15 protein-coding genes are annotated in these 16,857 nt (G+C 48.0%); 1 reads left to right on the forward strand and 14 read right to left on the reverse strand.

Annotation, left to right across the window (positions count from 1 at the left end; all coding sequences use genetic code 11):
- The 14 genes from VYM24_RS09615 to VYM24_RS09680 all read right to left on the reverse strand — a co-directional run bounded on the left by VYM24_RS09615 (window position 1) and on the right by VYM24_RS09680 (window position 16,062).
- On the reverse strand, window positions 1–1,032 hold the full coding sequence (locus VYM24_RS09615; RefSeq protein WP_330942024.1) for a uroporphyrinogen decarboxylase family protein: 1,032 nt from the start codon (window positions 1,030–1,032) through the stop codon (window positions 1–3).
- A gap of 62 nt (window positions 1,033–1,094) precedes the next feature.
- A complete protein-coding gene (locus tag VYM24_RS09620; RefSeq protein WP_330942025.1) occupies window positions 1,095–1,955 on the reverse strand; it encodes a transposase in 861 nt (286 codons plus the stop codon).
- 174 nt (window positions 1,956–2,129) lie between these two features.
- Window positions 2,130–3,596: an amidohydrolase gene (locus tag VYM24_RS09625; protein WP_330942026.1), complete on the reverse strand. Its 1,467-nt coding sequence runs from the start codon at window positions 3,594–3,596 to the stop codon at window positions 2,130–2,132.
- 35 nt (window positions 3,597–3,631) lie between these two features.
- On the reverse strand, window positions 3,632–4,264 hold the full coding sequence (locus tag VYM24_RS09630; RefSeq protein ID WP_211737766.1) for a hypothetical protein: 633 nt from the start codon (window positions 4,262–4,264) through the stop codon (window positions 3,632–3,634).
- 61 nt (window positions 4,265–4,325) lie between these two features.
- Complete coding sequence (locus VYM24_RS09635; RefSeq protein WP_211737765.1) at window positions 4,326–5,846, reverse strand: RagB/SusD family nutrient uptake outer membrane protein; 1,521 nt, start codon at window positions 5,844–5,846, stop codon at window positions 4,326–4,328.
- 46 nt (window positions 5,847–5,892) lie between these two features.
- The gene (locus VYM24_RS09640; RefSeq protein ID WP_330942027.1) at window positions 5,893–8,991 is read right to left on the reverse strand and encodes a SusC/RagA family TonB-linked outer membrane protein; all 3,099 of its coding nucleotides are present in this window, start codon (window positions 8,989–8,991) and stop codon (window positions 5,893–5,895) included.
- 50 nt (window positions 8,992–9,041) lie between these two features.
- Complete coding sequence (locus VYM24_RS09645) at window positions 9,042–9,974, reverse strand: hypothetical protein (RefSeq protein WP_330942028.1); 933 nt, start codon at window positions 9,972–9,974, stop codon at window positions 9,042–9,044.
- 405 nt (window positions 9,975–10,379) lie between these two features.
- Window positions 10,380–10,601, reverse strand: a complete 222-nt coding sequence (locus VYM24_RS09650) for a sulfurtransferase TusA family protein (protein WP_330942029.1) — start codon at window positions 10,599–10,601, stop codon at window positions 10,380–10,382.
- Between the two features lie 18 nt (window positions 10,602–10,619).
- The gene (locus VYM24_RS09655; protein ID WP_211737754.1) at window positions 10,620–11,135 is read right to left on the reverse strand and encodes a DsrE/DsrF/DrsH-like family protein; all 516 of its coding nucleotides are present in this window, start codon (window positions 11,133–11,135) and stop codon (window positions 10,620–10,622) included.
- Between the two features lie 37 nt (window positions 11,136–11,172).
- Window positions 11,173–11,991, reverse strand: a complete 819-nt coding sequence (locus VYM24_RS09660) for a HesA/MoeB/ThiF family protein (RefSeq protein WP_330942030.1) — start codon at window positions 11,989–11,991, stop codon at window positions 11,173–11,175.
- A 29-nt stretch (window positions 11,992–12,020) separates the two neighbouring features.
- On the reverse strand, window positions 12,021–12,989 hold the full coding sequence (gene bioB / locus VYM24_RS09665; protein ID WP_211737751.1) for a biotin synthase BioB: 969 nt from the start codon (window positions 12,987–12,989) through the stop codon (window positions 12,021–12,023).
- Between the two features lie 187 nt (window positions 12,990–13,176).
- Window positions 13,177–13,647, reverse strand: a complete 471-nt coding sequence (locus VYM24_RS09670; protein ID WP_211737749.1) for an Lrp/AsnC family transcriptional regulator — start codon at window positions 13,645–13,647, stop codon at window positions 13,177–13,179.
- 25 nt (window positions 13,648–13,672) lie between these two features.
- Complete coding sequence (locus VYM24_RS09675) at window positions 13,673–14,851, reverse strand: MalY/PatB family protein (protein WP_211737747.1); 1,179 nt, start codon at window positions 14,849–14,851, stop codon at window positions 13,673–13,675.
- Between the two features lie 38 nt (window positions 14,852–14,889).
- Entirely contained in the window at window positions 14,890–16,062 is a 1,173-nt protein-coding gene (locus VYM24_RS09680) for a PLP-dependent transferase (protein WP_032850123.1), read from the reverse strand.
- Window positions 16,063–16,355: 293 nt separating this feature from the next.
- Here VYM24_RS09680 and VYM24_RS09685 point away from each other — a divergent pair, with 293 nt between their 5' ends.
- Window positions 16,356–16,844, forward strand: coding sequence for a GNAT family N-acetyltransferase (locus VYM24_RS09685; RefSeq protein ID WP_234155977.1), 489 nt, complete (start codon window positions 16,356–16,358; stop codon window positions 16,842–16,844).
- Window positions 16,845–16,857: the final 13 nt, after the last annotated feature.

Below are 16,857 nucleotides of genomic sequence, written 5' to 3' on the forward strand. Positions count from 1 at the left end.
TTAATGATTGTAACGCCAGGAATGTACATAGTCAATGATGGCACGCAATCTATCATAGCCCGTATCACTGGGTACTGTACAGTCGGCCCCCAGAATAAAGTTGGCAGGAGCATTCTCCATCACCTTGTCCACCTCTTTCTTAGCCTCTTCCAGCGTACCGGTTGCTAAAACACCCAAGCGATCGAGACCACCGAAGACAGGGCGTTTGAATACCTTTTGTACATGTTTCAGATCGACACTTCCATTCTCTAAATGGATTGGGGGATTGATGATGCTGGCTGGGTAATTGGCATAGTCATCAATGCTTACATAGCTGCTTCCATAGTCACAAATATGCAGGATATTGAAGGGAGCGATCTCGTTTGCCACTTCGCTAACTCGTTTGTCATACGGACGGATAACATTCTTAAAGATGGGCGTCGTACCGAAGGTTTTTGTGTCACCCCCTTGGCTGGATACATAGAATCCATCAGCTCCGCGCCGACGTGCGGCACGCAGATAATTCTCTATACTCAGAGTTATATTTTCCAGTGCCGGACGAACAGCCTCCGGGTCTTTCTTCACCAGTTCCACAAAACTGTCACCAACCGTCTGGTGTAACAGAGAGACCGGAGAATAGACGGTAGGCAACACCAGAGCTTCACCTTTCAGCTCACGTGCCAAATCCTCGATCACTGCCAGTTGTGGTTCAAAGAACGCTTCGCCATATACAGGAACCTTTTTCCAATCGTCGGGCGTCTTGATCTCCAAGCGGGGAACGACCACTTCGTATTGAACCTTTACGATGTCCATATTTGTGGCACGGAAGAAATTGATATGATCTTGTACAGCCTTGGCACCCAGCTTGTGTTCAAAATGCAGGAAGAAGGCTGCCGGAACATACTGATTCGGCTTGGACTGGTCCAATACAGACAATATCAACTCACGCTTGTTAGCTTTCTGGGCAAAAGGTTCTTGGGCTTGAGCCTGAACAGGCAATGCTATCACACTCCATGCAGACAAAACTGCAATAAAAAACACACTTTTCTTCATAATGCTATCATTAAACTGTTTACTAATCATGCGAATCAGGAGTTGGCGACCTGATTCAAAAATTAAAAATTGACATATGTAAGTAGAGCGATGGCCAACTTTCCAAAGGTATGTACTAACAGTCCCTTGCTAACTCTTACTTTAGACGCTCTTTGAATTTCTGTTTTTTCATTCAGCCAGTTGAAAAAGGCTTCTATAGGCTGTCTGACCTTGGACACTGCTTTAGAGAACAAGTCTCTGGCGGCTTTATCCCTTTGTTTGAGCACTTCCGACCCTCCTTTAATCTCCTTATGTGGAGTAAGTACTTTAACCGGATTGCTTTCACCAAAGAAAGAAAAGTCGCTGTAAATCTTGTCCGCAAGAACGATCTTTCCGTACAGATATGGCACGAACTCGTTTTTGAATACGGTCAGGTCGTTGTCCGAAGCCAGTGTCAGAGCTATCATCTCAGGAAAAGTTATTCTCCCTTCCCTTCGCTGTCCTACCATGTGCAGTTTCATGCCATAGTAGTACATGTTCTTGGTAGAGCAATACCCTTTTGATGTTATCTCCGTTGCGACTTTCCCTTCCCGGTTCTTTCCTTTGCAGGTTACAATCGGCATGGAATCCACAATGGATATGAGAGAGTCGCAATCTTCGAGCTTGAATGATTGTATTATGGTTTCCACCAACACTTTAAATGCTTCTGAAAGCATGTTTAAACGTGTATTGAATGTCTTATAAGACGGCAGTTTTGGAAACCACGATGACAGATACTCCTTGGCGAAAGTATGTATTTCCTTGATGCCGAAGTATCTCTGGCAGTAACCGCAGAACAGATAGACGGTAAGAACCTCCTCGTCTGTAAACTCGGGATTGGAGTTGTTGCAGAATCTCTGGCAGCAGAAACGTAGAGAAGACCTATAGACATCACAGATATACATATACAAACCTATTAGTTTTAACTTTTTCTCCTTAGGAATCATAATTAGAAAACAACTGGAATTATCATTCTAATACACTGATTTTAATGAGATTACAAAAGGGTAATTAACTAAATTACAAACTTTTAAACTGTGAATCAGAAGAGATTTTCAACTTCTGATTCGCATAAATCATTATTTCTGTTTTATTCTGTAGTCCAGTGCCGGTTTACGATCGCCCAGCAAAGGCTCATACTTGAAGTTACTACCTCGGCGTTGTTCAAACTCCGCCTTTACCCGTTCCACTAACTGCGGATGCGTATACAGTTCTATGGCAGACAACGCAAAAACCTTAGCGGCATTTATCAAGCTTTTGGTTCCGATGGTGGTACCTGCAGAAGCCGCGTTCTGCCAACTGTGACCTGCACTGCCCGGAATAAAAGCCGCCGTTCCGAAACTCGCGGTAGGAACATTCCAACTTACATCGCCAACATCGCTCGAGCCACCTCCCTCGGAAGTGAATTCCTGCTGCAAGGGCCGTATGGCAAGTGCCTTGTCCAGTATGCTCTCCGGTTGTCCCAGTGTTTTTACGATTTCACGGGCAAAGGTCCGTTCGCGTTCATCATACTCCACACCTCCTACCAGTTCCAATTTATTTTGCAATACCTCCGACAAGGTCCGGTTATACAAATGCTCATAAAATCCGGCGATAATCTCCACCTCTACAGTGGTTTGGGTACCCAATGCGGCTCCTTGTGCAGCTGCTCCTATCCACTCCGTCAAGCCTTTCAAAATGTCGCGTTTGGGACTACGTATATAGTAAGACACTTTGGCATAATCCGGAACTACGTTAGGAGCCTCCCCACCGTTCGTAATCACGTAATGGATGCGGGAAGAGGTGGGCACATGCTCCCGCAACAAGTTGACCATATAATCGAATGCTTCAACACCATCCAATGCCGAACGTCCTTTGTCCGGACTGCCGGCAGCATGTGCCGGAATGCCACGAAATGTATAGTCTATCATCTGTATGGCAGTTCCTGTACCGGTCTTCACGCTATTTTCTGTGGCAGGATGCCAATCGAGCACAATATCGACCCCACTGAACAAGCCGTCACGTACCATGTAGACCTTTCCACCACCACCCTCTTCGGCTGGTGTGCCATATACCTTGACAGTACCTTCATGCCCGGTTGCAGCCAACCACTCCTTAATGGCAACCGCTCCTGCCACCGAAGCGCTTCCAAATACATTGTGACCGCACGCATGTCCGGCTCCTCCCTCTACCAATGGCTTACGATAAGGTACCGTGTCTTGCGACATACCGGGCAGGGCATCAAACTCTGCCAAGATGGCAATCACAGGAGAGCCGTGCCCGTAAGTAGCCACATACGCAGTGGGCATACCCGCCACTCCGCTTTCGATGGCAAACCCTTTCTCGCGCAGATGGTCCTGGTGTTTCCTGCTGCTTTCTGTTTCCAGGAATCCCAGTTCCGGGTTGCTCCATATACTTTTCTGCAACCGGTTATACACCCCGAACGAACGGTTCAGGTATGAAATGGCTGCATTATTGAGTTCTTTGTCTTTTGCCGTCTTCTTTTGAGCAAAACTTCCGGACACCAATGTTGCCAAGAAGAATGTTGTAATAAAAATCTTTTTCATTTCTTACTCGTTTAAAGTTTATCGGCGATAAAGGGTTATGCATTACGTTTCCCATAGGTGAATTCGCCTTGTTTCACTTTGTCACTCTCGAAATATTCCCGCTCACAGGAACTGTCTCCCCAAAGCAGGTTTTTAGTAATACGATGAGAAGTCGTACGTGTAAAGTTCTCGATGTTTGTAGTATCTATCACATCGCAAAACAGAGGTGCAAAACGCTTGAACCATGGATATTCATCATAATATTGCAACCATATTTCTGCGTAAGGGCATGTCACGCCACCCATTGCCGGTGTCCAGCTATCCCATGCACTACGAGCCAAGTCCGTCACTTTCCGGAAGTTCTCCAATGTCGGTTCCAAGCCCTGCCTGCGAGCTTCTTCCCGCATTCGGTCGCTACGGTCCAGGCTTAACTCAAAAACAATCCGTTGTACAAGAGGAAAAGCTTCCTTCTCACCCAGTACATCGACCAATGACTTGCATACGTGGAAATATTGCAAAGCAAACTGGTAACATGCCTTACGGGTTTCGCGCACTTGTGCGGGGAGATAGGTAATCCCTTCCGTATCCAGCTGAGATGTGGATGCAACAGCACGAAACAGGTTACCACCAACCAGAAGACCTGCTGACAGCAATCCTCCCTTCTTTAAAAAATCTCTGCGATTGCTCATGTTCTTACTTCATTTGAAATCATATAAAACAAGTTATTGTCTCTATGGATATCCCGACTGCCTATTCAAATCCTTCATAGGGAGATGCCCCGGTTTCTCCAGAGTAGCCCCAATTTTGCGTCAACTTGGGGTTCAACGAAATCTGGCTTCCCGGAATGGGATACAGATAATTCTTGAAAGAGATATCGGGTTTGTCTCGTTTCAGGGTTTTCACCAAGATGTGCCATCTTACCAGGTCGAACCAACGTTGCCCTTCAAGAATAAACTCATTGAAACGTTCCTGTTGCAACCGCTCACGAAATTCAGACTGCGAAAGTCCTGCCGGCAAATCGTGCATAGAAGGAACGGTAACCGGAAAATGGCGATAGGCGCGACGACGTACCTGGTTAATAGCCTCATAAGCATTGGAAGTAGGACCATTCAACTCATTCTCGGCTTCTGCTTTGATAAGAAGCACTTCCGCATACCGGATATAGACATTATTTGTATTCCGTCCGGCAAATTGGTTCTTGGCATAGTTGATGGTATCTATGTACTTGCGAAACAGCGGGACTTTAAACGTAAAGTATTCATTCGTATTGGGATTCCACAGACGTTTTGCCCAACTGCCGGCTTTGCGTTGATCGGCGTCATCCATTTCTTCGTAGAAACGGACATCGTTGGTGATAAGTACCGGTTCGGAATCGCTCCATCCCATCGCAAAGGTACAGTGCCCGGTGACATTGCTCAACTCGGCATGCTGGATAGAGAAGATGTGCTCAGGACCGTTTTTCTTGTCTACTGCATGCAGTTCTGTAAAATCCTCTACCAGCCTGTACTTATTGGAAGCAATAACACAGTCGGCATATTCAATGGACTTGGCATAAAAGTCACGGCTTTCGGCTTTACCGCGGGGAGATGCCGTCTGTGCCCACGTAAGATACACCTTGGATAAAGTGGCGAGTGCCGCACCGTTGGTAGCTCTTCCCTCCGTACTTTCCGAAAAGACATCGGGCAAATGCGAAGCCCCCTCCAAATCGGAAACTATCTGGGCATACACTTCATCGACCGGGGTACGCGTGCTTCCTTCTCCCTCACCGTCATGCAAGATTAGAGGTACATCACCCCACCAACGGACGATATTGAAATAGAACAAGGCACGAAGGAATTTAGCTTCATTGATGTACCGGTCACGTACGGTTACATCTATATTATCGTTTTCCGAAAGGCGGTCTATGACGATATTGGCACGGTTGATACCGATATAAGACTCCGCCCAACCATCTTCCACAAAAATATTATTGGGTTGCACTGCCATGTTACTGAGTTCCCGGATGTGGGCACTGTTGGTATTGGCACCGGCACGTACATATTCCGTTGTAAGGTCTCCCATGTAGATAGTCAGATTTTGGTACATTCCCTGAAAATCTGTCGACCAATTGGTAAGAATGGCATAGATACCGTTCACCGCACTTTCAGCATCCTCCGCCGTATTGTAAAACAGGTTTTTGTCGATGGAACTTGCCGGATTGATGTCAAGGTCTGCGCAACTGCTTGCCCCGAGCAAGGCACCTATATATAAAGCATATATTATCTTTTTCATATCTCAAGATTTTTAAATAACGAACTATTATGCAATCATTTGCGACTTACAAGGTGAGGTTAACACCAAACTGTACGGTCTTGGCAGAAGGATAAGTACCGAAATCGACACCTTGGTACAGACCGCTGCTCTCGTCTACCCCATTCCGGTTGGATTCCGGGTCGTAACCGGAATACTTGGTCAGTGTAAAGAAATTCTGCAAGGATACGAACAGCCTCAATTTAGCATCCGGAGTAATGTGTTTCAACGGCAAGTTATAACCTAATGTCACATTACGTACTTTCAGGAAAGAGGCATCCTCCACATATCGGTCATCGGACACAATAGAAGTCGAATTGCTTGCCTTCGGAATCGTATTTGAAGGGTTGTCCTCCGTCCAACGGTTGACAACAGACTTTAAGGAGTTGTACGAAGTACTGGTCTTCTCAAAACGGGCACGCAACGTATTGAAAAGCTTGTTGCCATAGCTGCCATGCAAAGAAATGAAAAGGTCGAAATTGCGATAACTCAACGTAGTGTTGAAACCGCCGGTAAACTTAGGCTGGCTGTTGCCCAAGATGGTACGGTCTTGTTCGTTTACCACTCCATCATGATTCACATCCTCATATTTCACCACACCGGGAGCCAATGCCTCGGTAGATTGTGGAGGGAGTTTACTGATATCTTCGTCTTTTTGCACAATGCCCACAAACTTATACCCGTAAAAAGAGCCGAGGGGTTCTCCTTTTTTCACGATAAGGGGCTGTATATACTGAAGGGTTCCGATTCCGTTGAACGACGGGAAGAAAGATTCGGCATCCCCCAGGCTCTCCACCCGGTTGGCATTCGTGGCGAAATTAACAGACGCCTTCCAGTTCCAGTTTTTCTGCTGGAGCAAGATTCCTGTCGCTTCGAACTCGATACCTTTATTCGATACACTACCGATATTGCGTAGTGCCGAACTGAAACCGGTAGAAGATTCAATAGGTACATCAAGCAACAAATCAGACGTTTTCTTGTAATAAGCATCAATGGTGAAAGTCAACCGGCTGTCAAAGAATCCCGTACTCAGACCGATGTTATAGGAAGCTGTCGTTTCCCATTTCAGATTCGGGTTAGGCAGGTTCTCTACCACATAAGCTGTCACAGGAACATCGTTAAAGTAATAAGTGTTGGGAACAATATTGGCTATATAACGAAAATCACCGATTTCCTGATTTCCCACTACACCTCCATTCAAACGCAGTTGCAAGAAAGATACTTGCTTGCCCAAATGAAGGAAACGCTCTTTGTCGATGTTCCAGGAAAGACCTACGGAAGGGAAATAACCCCATTGATGTCCTTTAGCAAAACGTGAAGAGCCGTCGGCACGCAATGTCACTGTGGCATTATAACGTTGGTCGAAAGAATAAGTGACACGTCCCAGTACAGAATTCAACGTAGAACTATAGGATTCACTGGTGGGGAACAAAGGCGTTCCGCCACTTGCCAGATTGTTATAACCGGTAGCATCATTGGCAAATCCGTAAGACGAAGCAGAGGAACCGCGCTTGTCGGTACGTTGTGCCGTATATCCGACCAAGGCAGAGAATGAGTGCAAGTTACGGAAGACACGACTATAGTTGGCTGTATATTCCGATTGCCAAGTATAAACCGATTTATGCCCGATGGCAGCCAAACCGTTCTTTGACGCTCCCGGCGTAGTGTACGACGGTGCATAATTGCTTTGGCGGGTATTGCTCAAGTCTAATCCCAGATTGGCTTTCAATGTCAACCCACGGAGCAGTTCGTACTCGGCATAGGCGATGGCCAAGATGCGGGTATTCTCAGTCAGCGTTTTCACGTTCTCCAAGTCGGATATCGGATTGGGGACCTTACCATTGTAAGACACCGTACTTAGTTCGTTCGGCTCATAGTTGAATCTGCCGTCTTCGGCATAGATAGGAATAATAGGAATATTCGAAATGGCAGACACCCACGTGTTCGGAGCATTGTTCTCGTTCCTGTTACGTAACCCATTCAGTTGGGTAAATGCTCCCGAAATCGTAATACCCACCTTTAACTTCTCTAGCAAGTCACGGTCATAGTTGATACGTCCGTTATAACGCTTCAAGTCCGTCCCCCGGATGATACCATCTTGATGTTTGTAATTACCTGAAATGGAGTAACGGGAACGTTCGTCACCACCAATAACAGAGAGCTGGTGTTCTTGCGTGAAACCGGTTCTCAAGGCTGCGTCTTGCCAGTCATAGCCCTGTTCGTTCTCCGGCAGAGGAAGCTGCAACTCGGGTGTACCTTCCGAAGTACGGATTTCGTTATACAGCTCCGTCCATTCGCGGGCATTGAGAAACTCCATCTTTTTACCGATGTGCTGCCAGCCGAAGTTCGCCTGATAGCTGATGTTATCCTTGCCGCGCTTGCCTTTTTTGGTGGTCACAATGATGACACCGTTGGCCCCTCTTGTACCATAGATGGCAGTCGCACTGACATCCTTCAAGACTTCAATGCTCTCAATGTCTGACGGATTGATAAAAGAGAGCGGGTCCAGCGTAGCGTCACTGCCACCGGCATCGGTGCGGTTGGCGGTGACATCGTTATAGATAATGAAACCGTCGATGACGTAAAGCGGTTCATTGCCTCCCGTAATGGAGTTGCCACCACGGATGCGGATAGTAGAAGATGCTCCAGGCTGCCCGGAAGTAACCGACACGTTCAGACCAGCCACCGCACCCGCCAACGCACTCTCCACAGAGGGAGGTGTCTGTTTCAGCAAGTCCTTATTGACGGTAGAGATGGCACTGGTCAGTTCTTGCCGTTTCTGTACGCCATAACCCACTACCACCACCTCTTGCAACACATCGGTAGTCTCTGTCAACGAAATCAAGATCGGTTCGCTATTGTCATAAACATCCACCTGCTGGCTGCGGTATCCCACAAAGCTAACGTTGATGACGGCAGGCAACTCCTTGACACTGACAACGAAGTTACCGTCGATGTCGGTCAGTGCCCCCGAATGTTCGTCTACCACCGAGAGGGCAGCCCCTATCACCGGCTCATTGTTGTTGGCATCGAGTACACGTCCTTTCACTTGGATTTGCGCAAAGGCTCCCCCGACTATCCCGCCAAGCAACAGCAGGATAGTCCCCAAACGATATATAATTTGCATGATTGTACTTTGATTTAGTTGTATTTATATTTGTTGTCTTTACCGATTCGTTACCGGCTGGTCAGCAGCTTCGTTTCCAACTGCTTCTTCTCTTTCTGCGCCTGCTTTTTGTCAAGGGTCAAGAAGCCGAAGTCATGGTTGTATTGCTGTCCTTCACTGACAATCCAATGCAAGAAGCCAGCCACTATGTGCTTGTCTTTGTAGGCAAACCCTACCTCCCGTAGCGGTACCAGAGTGATGGCGTCATTCTCCAGCAACTGCAACGTTTCATCCAAATCACCGTTGCGCAGGATTTCGCCCTGTTCTTTCTTTACATCCAATGGCAACAAGGACAATTGGGGTTTTAACTTACGGCTCTCCAGATCAAAAAGATAAGTCAGGTTGTTGAAAGTAACTCCTGTGTGGTCTTTGCTGATAGCGGTCAACAGGTAGATGTCATCACCGGCAATACGCTTGCCACGCAACTGGGCTGTCTGATAACCGAAATAAGCGGCAAAAGCATTGGCACCCGAAACGCGGTTAGTCCCGGAGTAAACAGTAACTCCTTCGCGCAATTCATCTCTCTTCTTACCATTCTCCACCTCTTGCAAGGCGTTATGCTGGAAAAAGAGTTTCTTCAATGCCTTCTCATCGAAACGACGACGGGTTATCTGTTCATACAACGGATTCTGAACAGTCGTAACAGGCAACAAAGCATACCGCCCCACATAGGTCACGTGGCTGTCTGCCTTATCTTCCTCACCGGCAATCTCTGACACAAAACGCAAATCGGCTTCCTCGTCGCTACCTGCAACAAGGCGTATCTGCACGTCGGGATGTGCCTCTGTATATTTCTTGATCCAAGTTTCCACCAGCCCGCTACCAAACTTGGGGATGGTGACGGTGATCACTTTTTGAGGTTTGTCTGCTGCATAAGATGAAGAGAAAACAGTCAACAGAACCATAATGAATATTTGTCTGAAATTATATCGTATTGTAGTCATATCAATTATTATTTTTAAAGTTTGTAATTCACTTCTTTCCATAAGACTTCCGTCTTTCTTTCCATGGAATGACTGTAAGCCAATTGCATAACAGTACGGAAAGGGATCATCCTTCTCGGTTCATTATTGTATTATTGTGCCAGGTGGCACATTCGCATGTCTCTATGGCAACAGACATAGACTGCTGACCATCGAAACCGATTTAACTTTCTGTTTTTTACCATCTCTTTTCCTTTTACCTTAAACTCAATAAACTATTATCTTCTTTTATGATGTATTAAAAACATAGTGCAAAGATAAATCGGAACCGAAAGCCACACAATACCATTCGAATGGCATTTTTACATACCGCATCTGCGGTATTTTATAATATCGGTATGTCCAGGATGCTGGAGCCTGTTTTTCTTATTTTTCTATTGTAACTTTATAAGTGTCCCCTCCATAATGTTTTATGGAAAGCACTCTGTATCCTTGCTCCTGTACGCTTCGAGGTATATTCTCTAACGGTTCTCCCTCGTTTAAAAGGACTTCCAGTGTATCTCCCTCGGTCATTTGTGCCAGCTTGAGTTTAGTGCGGACGAAAGTCATAGGGCAGTGTTCCCGGGTGATGTCAAGTATATGGTTCATCTTTTTGTTTTCGAGTAGTTATACAAACAAGGTCTGCCCCCCTTGGGAAAGTTTCAGAAAAGTGGCCACTCCCAGGACATCCTCCACTTCATGGATGAAGTCGCCTTTTTCCAGTCCGAGAATGTGCATCGCCATCTCACAGGCATACAGGTGGATGCCAAGTGCCTTGGCAGCATCCAGCAGTTCTTCCAGTGTGGCGACGTTGTTCCTGCGCATCATGTAACGGAATATTTTCGGTCCCAGCCCCATGAAATTGAAACGGCTGGCCGGCGCTGTTCCCAGTCCCCCCATCATGAAACCGAATACCCTGGACAGGAATCCCCTGCCTGTAAAAGAGCGTCCCTGTTTCCGCTTGATGGCATCCAGTCCCCAAAAGGTAAAGAACATGTTTACTTCGTAACCGACGGCAGCCGCGCCGGTAGCCAGCGTGAAAGCGGCAGTCAGCCTGTCGAAATCTCCGCTGAAGGCGATGAGTGAAAGTTTCCTCACGCCAGTTGTACTTTGACAATGAATTGCGTTTTCTATGATTCCCATTTTATTGTGTTTTTTAACGTCAGTACCAAAGGACCTGCTATGGATTCCGGTGTGGTTTCAAATCGCACACTGGCTGTCCATAACTGACAAGCTCTTCTATCATGGGGTGTATTCCACACAAGGGACAATCGTTTTGTCGGCAAGACTCTATCCGGTGGAATTCCATGGTCCTGGCATCGAATGTCAGCAGACGGTCGGTCAGAAGTTCTCCCGTTCCGGTCAGATATTTTAAGGTCTCTGCCGCCTGAATGCTACCCAATATGCCGGCTATGGCTCCCAGTACGCCCGCTTGCGAGCAAGAAGGCGAGCCGCCTGCAGGAGGAGGCTCACCGAACAGGCACCGGTAACAGGCCGTGCCCGGAAGATGGGTGAAGATCTGTCCTTCGAAACGCAGGATTCCCCCCTGGGTAACAGGTTTGCTTGCCAGGACGCAGGCGTCGTTGATAAGATACTTGGTGGGGAAATTGTCCGTACCGTCCACGATAAAGTCATATTCTCTGACGATATCCAAAATATTCTCCACTGTAAGGTTCTCATGATAGGTGTTGATGCAGACATAAGGATTTATCTTCCGCAGTTTCTCTCCGGCGGAATCCACCTTGTTGCGCCCCACGTCCGGCGTGAAGTGTATCACCTGGCGTTGCAGGTTGGAAAGCTCCACCGTGTCACCGTCCGCAATGCCGATTGTCCCCACTCCGGCAGCTGCCAGATAGAGAGCGACAGGTGACCCTAACCCACCGACACCGATAACGAGCACACGCCCCCGTCGTATCCTTTCCTGTCCCTCTGCTCCGACTTCTTGCAACAGGATATGCTGGCTGTAACGTTGAAGTTCCTCTTCCGTGAAATCAATCATTCCTCCTCCTTTTCGTTTCAGATTCCTCGTTACAACCAGACGTGATAGCCGGCTTCGGTGGTCAACGCCTTATCTTCGTCTATGCAGGAACCGGTCGTAGTCAGCAAGTCGCCTACCACAGCGGCATTGATGCCGATTTCGAGTGCTTCCAATTGTACTTCACGTGAGAGCCTGCCCCTTCCCCCGGCAAAGCGCAATTCCGCCCCGGGATGAAGGAAACGGAAAACAGCTACGGTCAGCAATATCTCCTCATCGTCAATGGGAGCCGTATCGGACAGGGGAGTGCCCTTGACAGGCGACAGAATATTAATAGGAATAGACTCCGGCCGCACCTCTCGCAATGCGATGGCCAGCTCGATACGTTGGGCACGTGTTTCCCCCATGCCTATGATCCCACCACTGCATATCTCAAAACCAATCTCCCTGGCCCATTTCAGAGTCTGTATCTTCTCCTCAATGGTATGGGTCGTGCACAATTGTGGGAAAAAGGAAGGTGCCGCTTCCAGATTGCAATGATAGCGTCTCACGCCTGCATCCCAGAGCTGTTGCAGCTCTCCTTTCCCTAACAGTCCCAGCGAGCCACACAGGAAAAGACGGGTATTTTTTCCCAGTTCACGATAGTTCTCGCAAATCTTTTCCAAGTCATCCCCTTTTACGGACCGGCCGCTCGTCACCTGGCAGAAGCGCCTCACACCTTTCTTCTCGTCCCGCTTGGCCTGTGCCACCACCTTGTCAGCCGGAGCAATCCCATGGACTTCGGAACCGGTATGGTAGTATCCGGATTGGGCACACCATTTACAGTTCTCGGGGCATTTGCCGGCACGGGCATTGATAATGCTGCACGGGTTGAAAGACGGCTTCCCGAAGTGGCGTGTAATTTCTCCGGCAGCCTTGTAGAGGGCTTCCCTCCCTTTTGTTTCGGCCAGCTCCATGATTTCTGTCCGGGTCAATGACTCTCCCCGGAGTACCCGTTGTTTCAATTTTTCTATTATTTCCATTGCTACTTTCTTTGATTGACAGATACCTGAATCTCCGTACAGGAACTGTCCATGCAAAGGTAGTATGGATTTACACGGCGGAAAATACCACCAGTGCGGTATATTTTATCCCACAAATATGGTATCCGTGATAAAGGGGGGGCGGTCAGGCGTGTCGGAGGCCGGTTGGCGTAGCTTATACGGAAGATCAGATATGGATACCGTAAACATGCTTCACTTCATCCATGACAAACATACTTTCAATGGAGCCGAGGCTTTCAACCGTCCCCAATACATTGAGGATGAACTCCTGGTAATATTTCATATCCGGGGCATGGATTTTCAGCAGATAGTCGAAGCCGCCCGATATGTTGTAGCATTCGGTCACCTCCGGGATATCTTGCACGATACGTGCAAATTCCCCGGCGATATCCCGGTTCATCCGCCGGAGTTTCACATTACAGAACACCACGAATCCCCGGTCAAGTTTTCCCGCGTCCAGTACCGCCATATATTTTTTTATATATCCTCCTTCCTCCAGCCTCTTGAGCCGTTCGAATACGGGAGTGGATGAAAGGCGGACTTTCGCCGCGAGCTCTTTGACTGTCAGCCGGGCATTCTCCTGTAATGTGCGGAGCATCTGTATGTCCACATGGTCCAATTTTCTTGAAGTATCCATCGTTTTCTGCTAATATAAAAAGTGTTCATAATGCCTCCACCGCTTGCCGGAGCTGTTCCATTGCCTGCCGGAGCACCGCTCTGGGAGTGCCCACATTCATCCGCATGAATCCCTCGCCGCCAGGACCAAACATCTCGCCGTCATTCAATGCCAGGCGGGCCTTGTTTACAAAAAGATGTAACAATCGGTCGTGATTCAGCTTCAAGGCACGGCAGTCCAGCCATATAAGGAATGAAGCCTGCGGACGCAGAGGCTTGACAGCTGGCAAATACTTCTTGCAGTAGTCCATTACAAAATCGATGTTGCCTTCCACATAGCGGAGCATCTCCCTGCGCCAGGGCTCACCTTTCCTAAAGGCGGCAATGGTGGCTATGGGGGCGAAAAGCGGTGCCTCGTTCAGCTCGTTCGCCTTCATCCATCCGAAGAAACGATGGCGTATATTTCTGTCAGGAACGATGGCATAGGAACTGACGATACCGGCGATATTGAATGTCTTGGAAGGTGCCCCGAAAGTAATGCTGCATGCGGAAGCCTCCTCGGAGACCGTGGCGAACGGAATGTGCCTGTTGCCCCACAACGCCATATCGCAATGTATCTCGTCGGAGATGACAAGGATGCCACGGCGGTAACAAAAATCTGCCAAGCGGATAAGTGTTTCCCTGTCCCATACGACACCGCCGGGGTTATGAGGATTGGAGAGAATCAGCATCCGGCATTTCCCGTCAGCCACGGTTTCAAGATTCTCAAAATCCATGCTGTAGGAGCCGTCTTCATTCTCCCGTAACGGGTTATATACCACTTCACGCCCGTTCTCCTGAGGGGTTATGCGGAAGGGATGGTAGACGGGAGGCTGTATGATGACTTTCTCATCCTCCTTCACAAATACATTGACGGCCATTCCGATACCTTTCATTATTCCGGGGATGTATGACAGCCACTCCGGTTCCACCCTCCATCCGTGGTGTGAAGCGATCCATTCGATGACAGCCGTTCTGTACTCTTCCGGTTCCACCGTATAACCGAACAGCGGATGTTCCAGTCGTTGACGTAACGCTCTGATGATGAAGGACGGAGTCTCAAAATCCATATCCGCCACCCATAAGGGAAGCAGCCCGGCGTTACCGTAACGTTCTTGCAGTGCGTCTATTTTCAGGGCGCCTGTGCCCCTTCTGTCCACAATTTTGCCAAAATCGTATCTTTCCATACTTGCTTCTGTCTTTAATGATTATTCCTATATGATCGTTAGCCCAGCGCTTGTTCGATGTCCTCCAGCAGATCGTCCGTATCCTCCAGTCCGATGGAAAGACGGATAGTCGTATCCCTTACATCCATCTCACGCCTCTGTGCTTCGGTAAATAGCCCGAAAATAGTGCTTGCGGGATGGATGGCGAGTGTCTTGTTGTCGAACAGGTTGGTGGCGCGTCGTATCAGTCTCAGACGGTTGATGAAACTGATGCACGCCTCTCGGCTTTCAAGTTCCATCGTTATCATGGCACCGGCGGTGGAGCCGAACTGCCTCTGTGCCAGCGCATGGTACGGGTTATCCTCCAGCCCTATATAATTTACGTGCCGGACATCAGGCTGGGTACGGAGCTGTTCCGCAATTACGGCGGCATTGCCGGACTGTACCCGGTAACGTGCATCCAGCGTCTCCAGTCCGATGGTCTGCATGTAGGCTACATGCGGGGTCATATAAGCACCCAAGTTGAAAAGCATTTCCGTACGCATGCGTCTGCCGAATTCGGGACAGGTCCCATAATCCATGACTAGTCCGCCGATGGAAGTAGCTCCACCGGACAAATATTTGGTACTGGAAACCACCTCTATGTCCACTCCAAGGCTATGCGAACTGAATTCCGTGAAAGGAATGAGCGTGGTGTCGGCTATGAGGGGGATTCCCTTTCTGTGAGCAATCAGGGAGAGCGCCTGCAGATCTGCAACCTCCATCTGCGGATTGGTGATGATTTCCAGATAGATGCAACAAGTATCACGATCCACAGCACTCTCCACGGACCGGATGTCAGTCAGGTCGCACAGTCTGGGGGACACTCCGAAACGAGGCAACGTTCCGGTAATGAGCGCATAGGTGTTACCAAACAGGTGGCGTGATGTGACGATATTCCTGCCGGCGGCTGCCACCGAGAACAGGGTGTTGCTGATGGCCGCCATACCGGAACTCAGGGCGATAACGTCCGCAGCACCGGTGAGGGACCTCACCTTGTTCTCAAGAAAAGTTACCGTAGGATTCATCACCCGGGAATAGTCAGGAGAGTCCGTCCGACCGCAAAATGCGTCCGACATGCTGTCGGCATCGTCAAACTCGTAGGCAGCCGTATGGTACACCGGCATGCTCAAGGCATCATAGGCATCCCGGCGTTGGAATCGGGTATGGATTGCTTGGGTTTGTTTTTTCATTGCTTTTTCTTTTATTATATATTTATCTTCATCTGTATGTCGCGGCAAATTTAGTGATAAAACCTAAATTGCATACGAAATATGGCGTAATATCTGTTTTAGAGGCTTTGATTTGGAATAATATTCTTTTTTATGAATCTCCAGATATTCGTTATAGTATAATTGTTCTTTGAAAAGGTTATGAAATAGTGTTATTTTCTATTTTTCTTTATAATATTGGGCGGTTCATTCATCTACTGTAATTTTGCCATAATTACGCACCTTGTTGAATCACAAGGACAAAACATATTTCTATGGTAACAAATAAAATTCGAGATTCTGTAGAGATCACGCGCTGGGACAGGAAATACCGCAGTGATTTCATTCGTTTGAACCGTGAATGGATTGAAAGATTTTTCTGTCTGGAAGAATCCGACCTGAAGATACTGGGTGATCCCGAAGGGGAGATAATAGACAAGGGGGGAGAGATATTCCTTGCTTTGAATCGTGGAAAGGTGGTGGGGTGTTGCGCATTGATGTACCATCCTGATACCGGGCGACATGAGCTGGCCAAGATGGCTGTCTCTCCTGCCGAACAAGGAAAAGGGATTGGTTTTCTGTTAGGAGTCGCCCTGTTGAAATATGCAGGGGAACATGGTGTGACCGATATTTTTCTGGAGGCCAATACACGGCTGGCGGCTTCCGTCAGGCTGTACCACAAACTCGGCTTCCGTCAGGTGGAAGCGAAGAACCCTGTGTACGACAGATGCAATCTGTATATGGAAAAAATTCTAGGACATTGAGATTTGCCCGTTG

It is taken from the genome of Bacteroides sp. MSB163 (assembly GCF_036416795.1).
Lineage (GTDB): Bacteria > Bacteroidota > Bacteroidia > Bacteroidales > Bacteroidaceae > Bacteroides > Bacteroides maternus.

Coding starts and splice junctions, on each gene's coding strand:
- VYM24_RS09615 (WP_330942024.1), bottom strand. CDS start 1,032: ATGAAGAAAAGTGTGTTTTTTATTGCAGTTTTGTCTGCATGGAGTGTG.
- VYM24_RS09620 (WP_330942025.1), bottom strand. CDS start 1,955: ATGTATATCTGTGATGTCTATAGGTCTTCTCTACGTTTCTGCTGCCAG.
- VYM24_RS09625 (WP_330942026.1), bottom strand. CDS start 3,596: ATGAAAAAGATTTTTATTACAACATTCTTCTTGGCAACATTGGTGTCC.
- VYM24_RS09630 (WP_211737766.1), bottom strand. CDS start 4,264: ATGAGCAATCGCAGAGATTTTTTAAAGAAGGGAGGATTGCTGTCAGCA.
- VYM24_RS09635 (WP_211737765.1), bottom strand. CDS start 5,846: ATGAAAAAGATAATATATGCTTTATATATAGGTGCCTTGCTCGGGGCA.
- VYM24_RS09640 (WP_330942027.1), bottom strand. CDS start 8,991: ATGCAAATTATATATCGTTTGGGGACTATCCTGCTGTTGCTTGGCGGG.
- VYM24_RS09645 (WP_330942028.1), bottom strand. CDS start 9,974: ATGACTACAATACGATATAATTTCAGACAAATATTCATTATGGTTCTG.
- VYM24_RS09650 (WP_330942029.1), bottom strand. CDS start 10,601: ATGAACCATATACTTGACATCACCCGGGAACACTGCCCTATGACTTTC.
- VYM24_RS09655 (WP_211737754.1), bottom strand. CDS start 11,135: ATGGGAATCATAGAAAACGCAATTCATTGTCAAAGTACAACTGGCGTG.
- VYM24_RS09660 (WP_330942030.1), bottom strand. CDS start 11,991: ATGATTGATTTCACGGAAGAGGAACTTCAACGTTACAGCCAGCATATC.
- bioB (WP_211737751.1), bottom strand. CDS start 12,989: ATGGAAATAATAGAAAAATTGAAACAACGGGTACTCCGGGGAGAGTCA.
- VYM24_RS09670 (WP_211737749.1), bottom strand. CDS start 13,647: ATGGATACTTCAAGAAAATTGGACCATGTGGACATACAGATGCTCCGC.
- VYM24_RS09675 (WP_211737747.1), bottom strand. CDS start 14,851: ATGGAAAGATACGATTTTGGCAAAATTGTGGACAGAAGGGGCACAGGC.
- VYM24_RS09680 (WP_032850123.1), bottom strand. CDS start 16,062: ATGAAAAAACAAACCCAAGCAATCCATACCCGATTCCAACGCCGGGAT.
- VYM24_RS09685 (WP_234155977.1), top strand. CDS start 16,356: ATGGTAACAAATAAAATTCGAGATTCTGTAGAGATCACGCGCTGGGAC.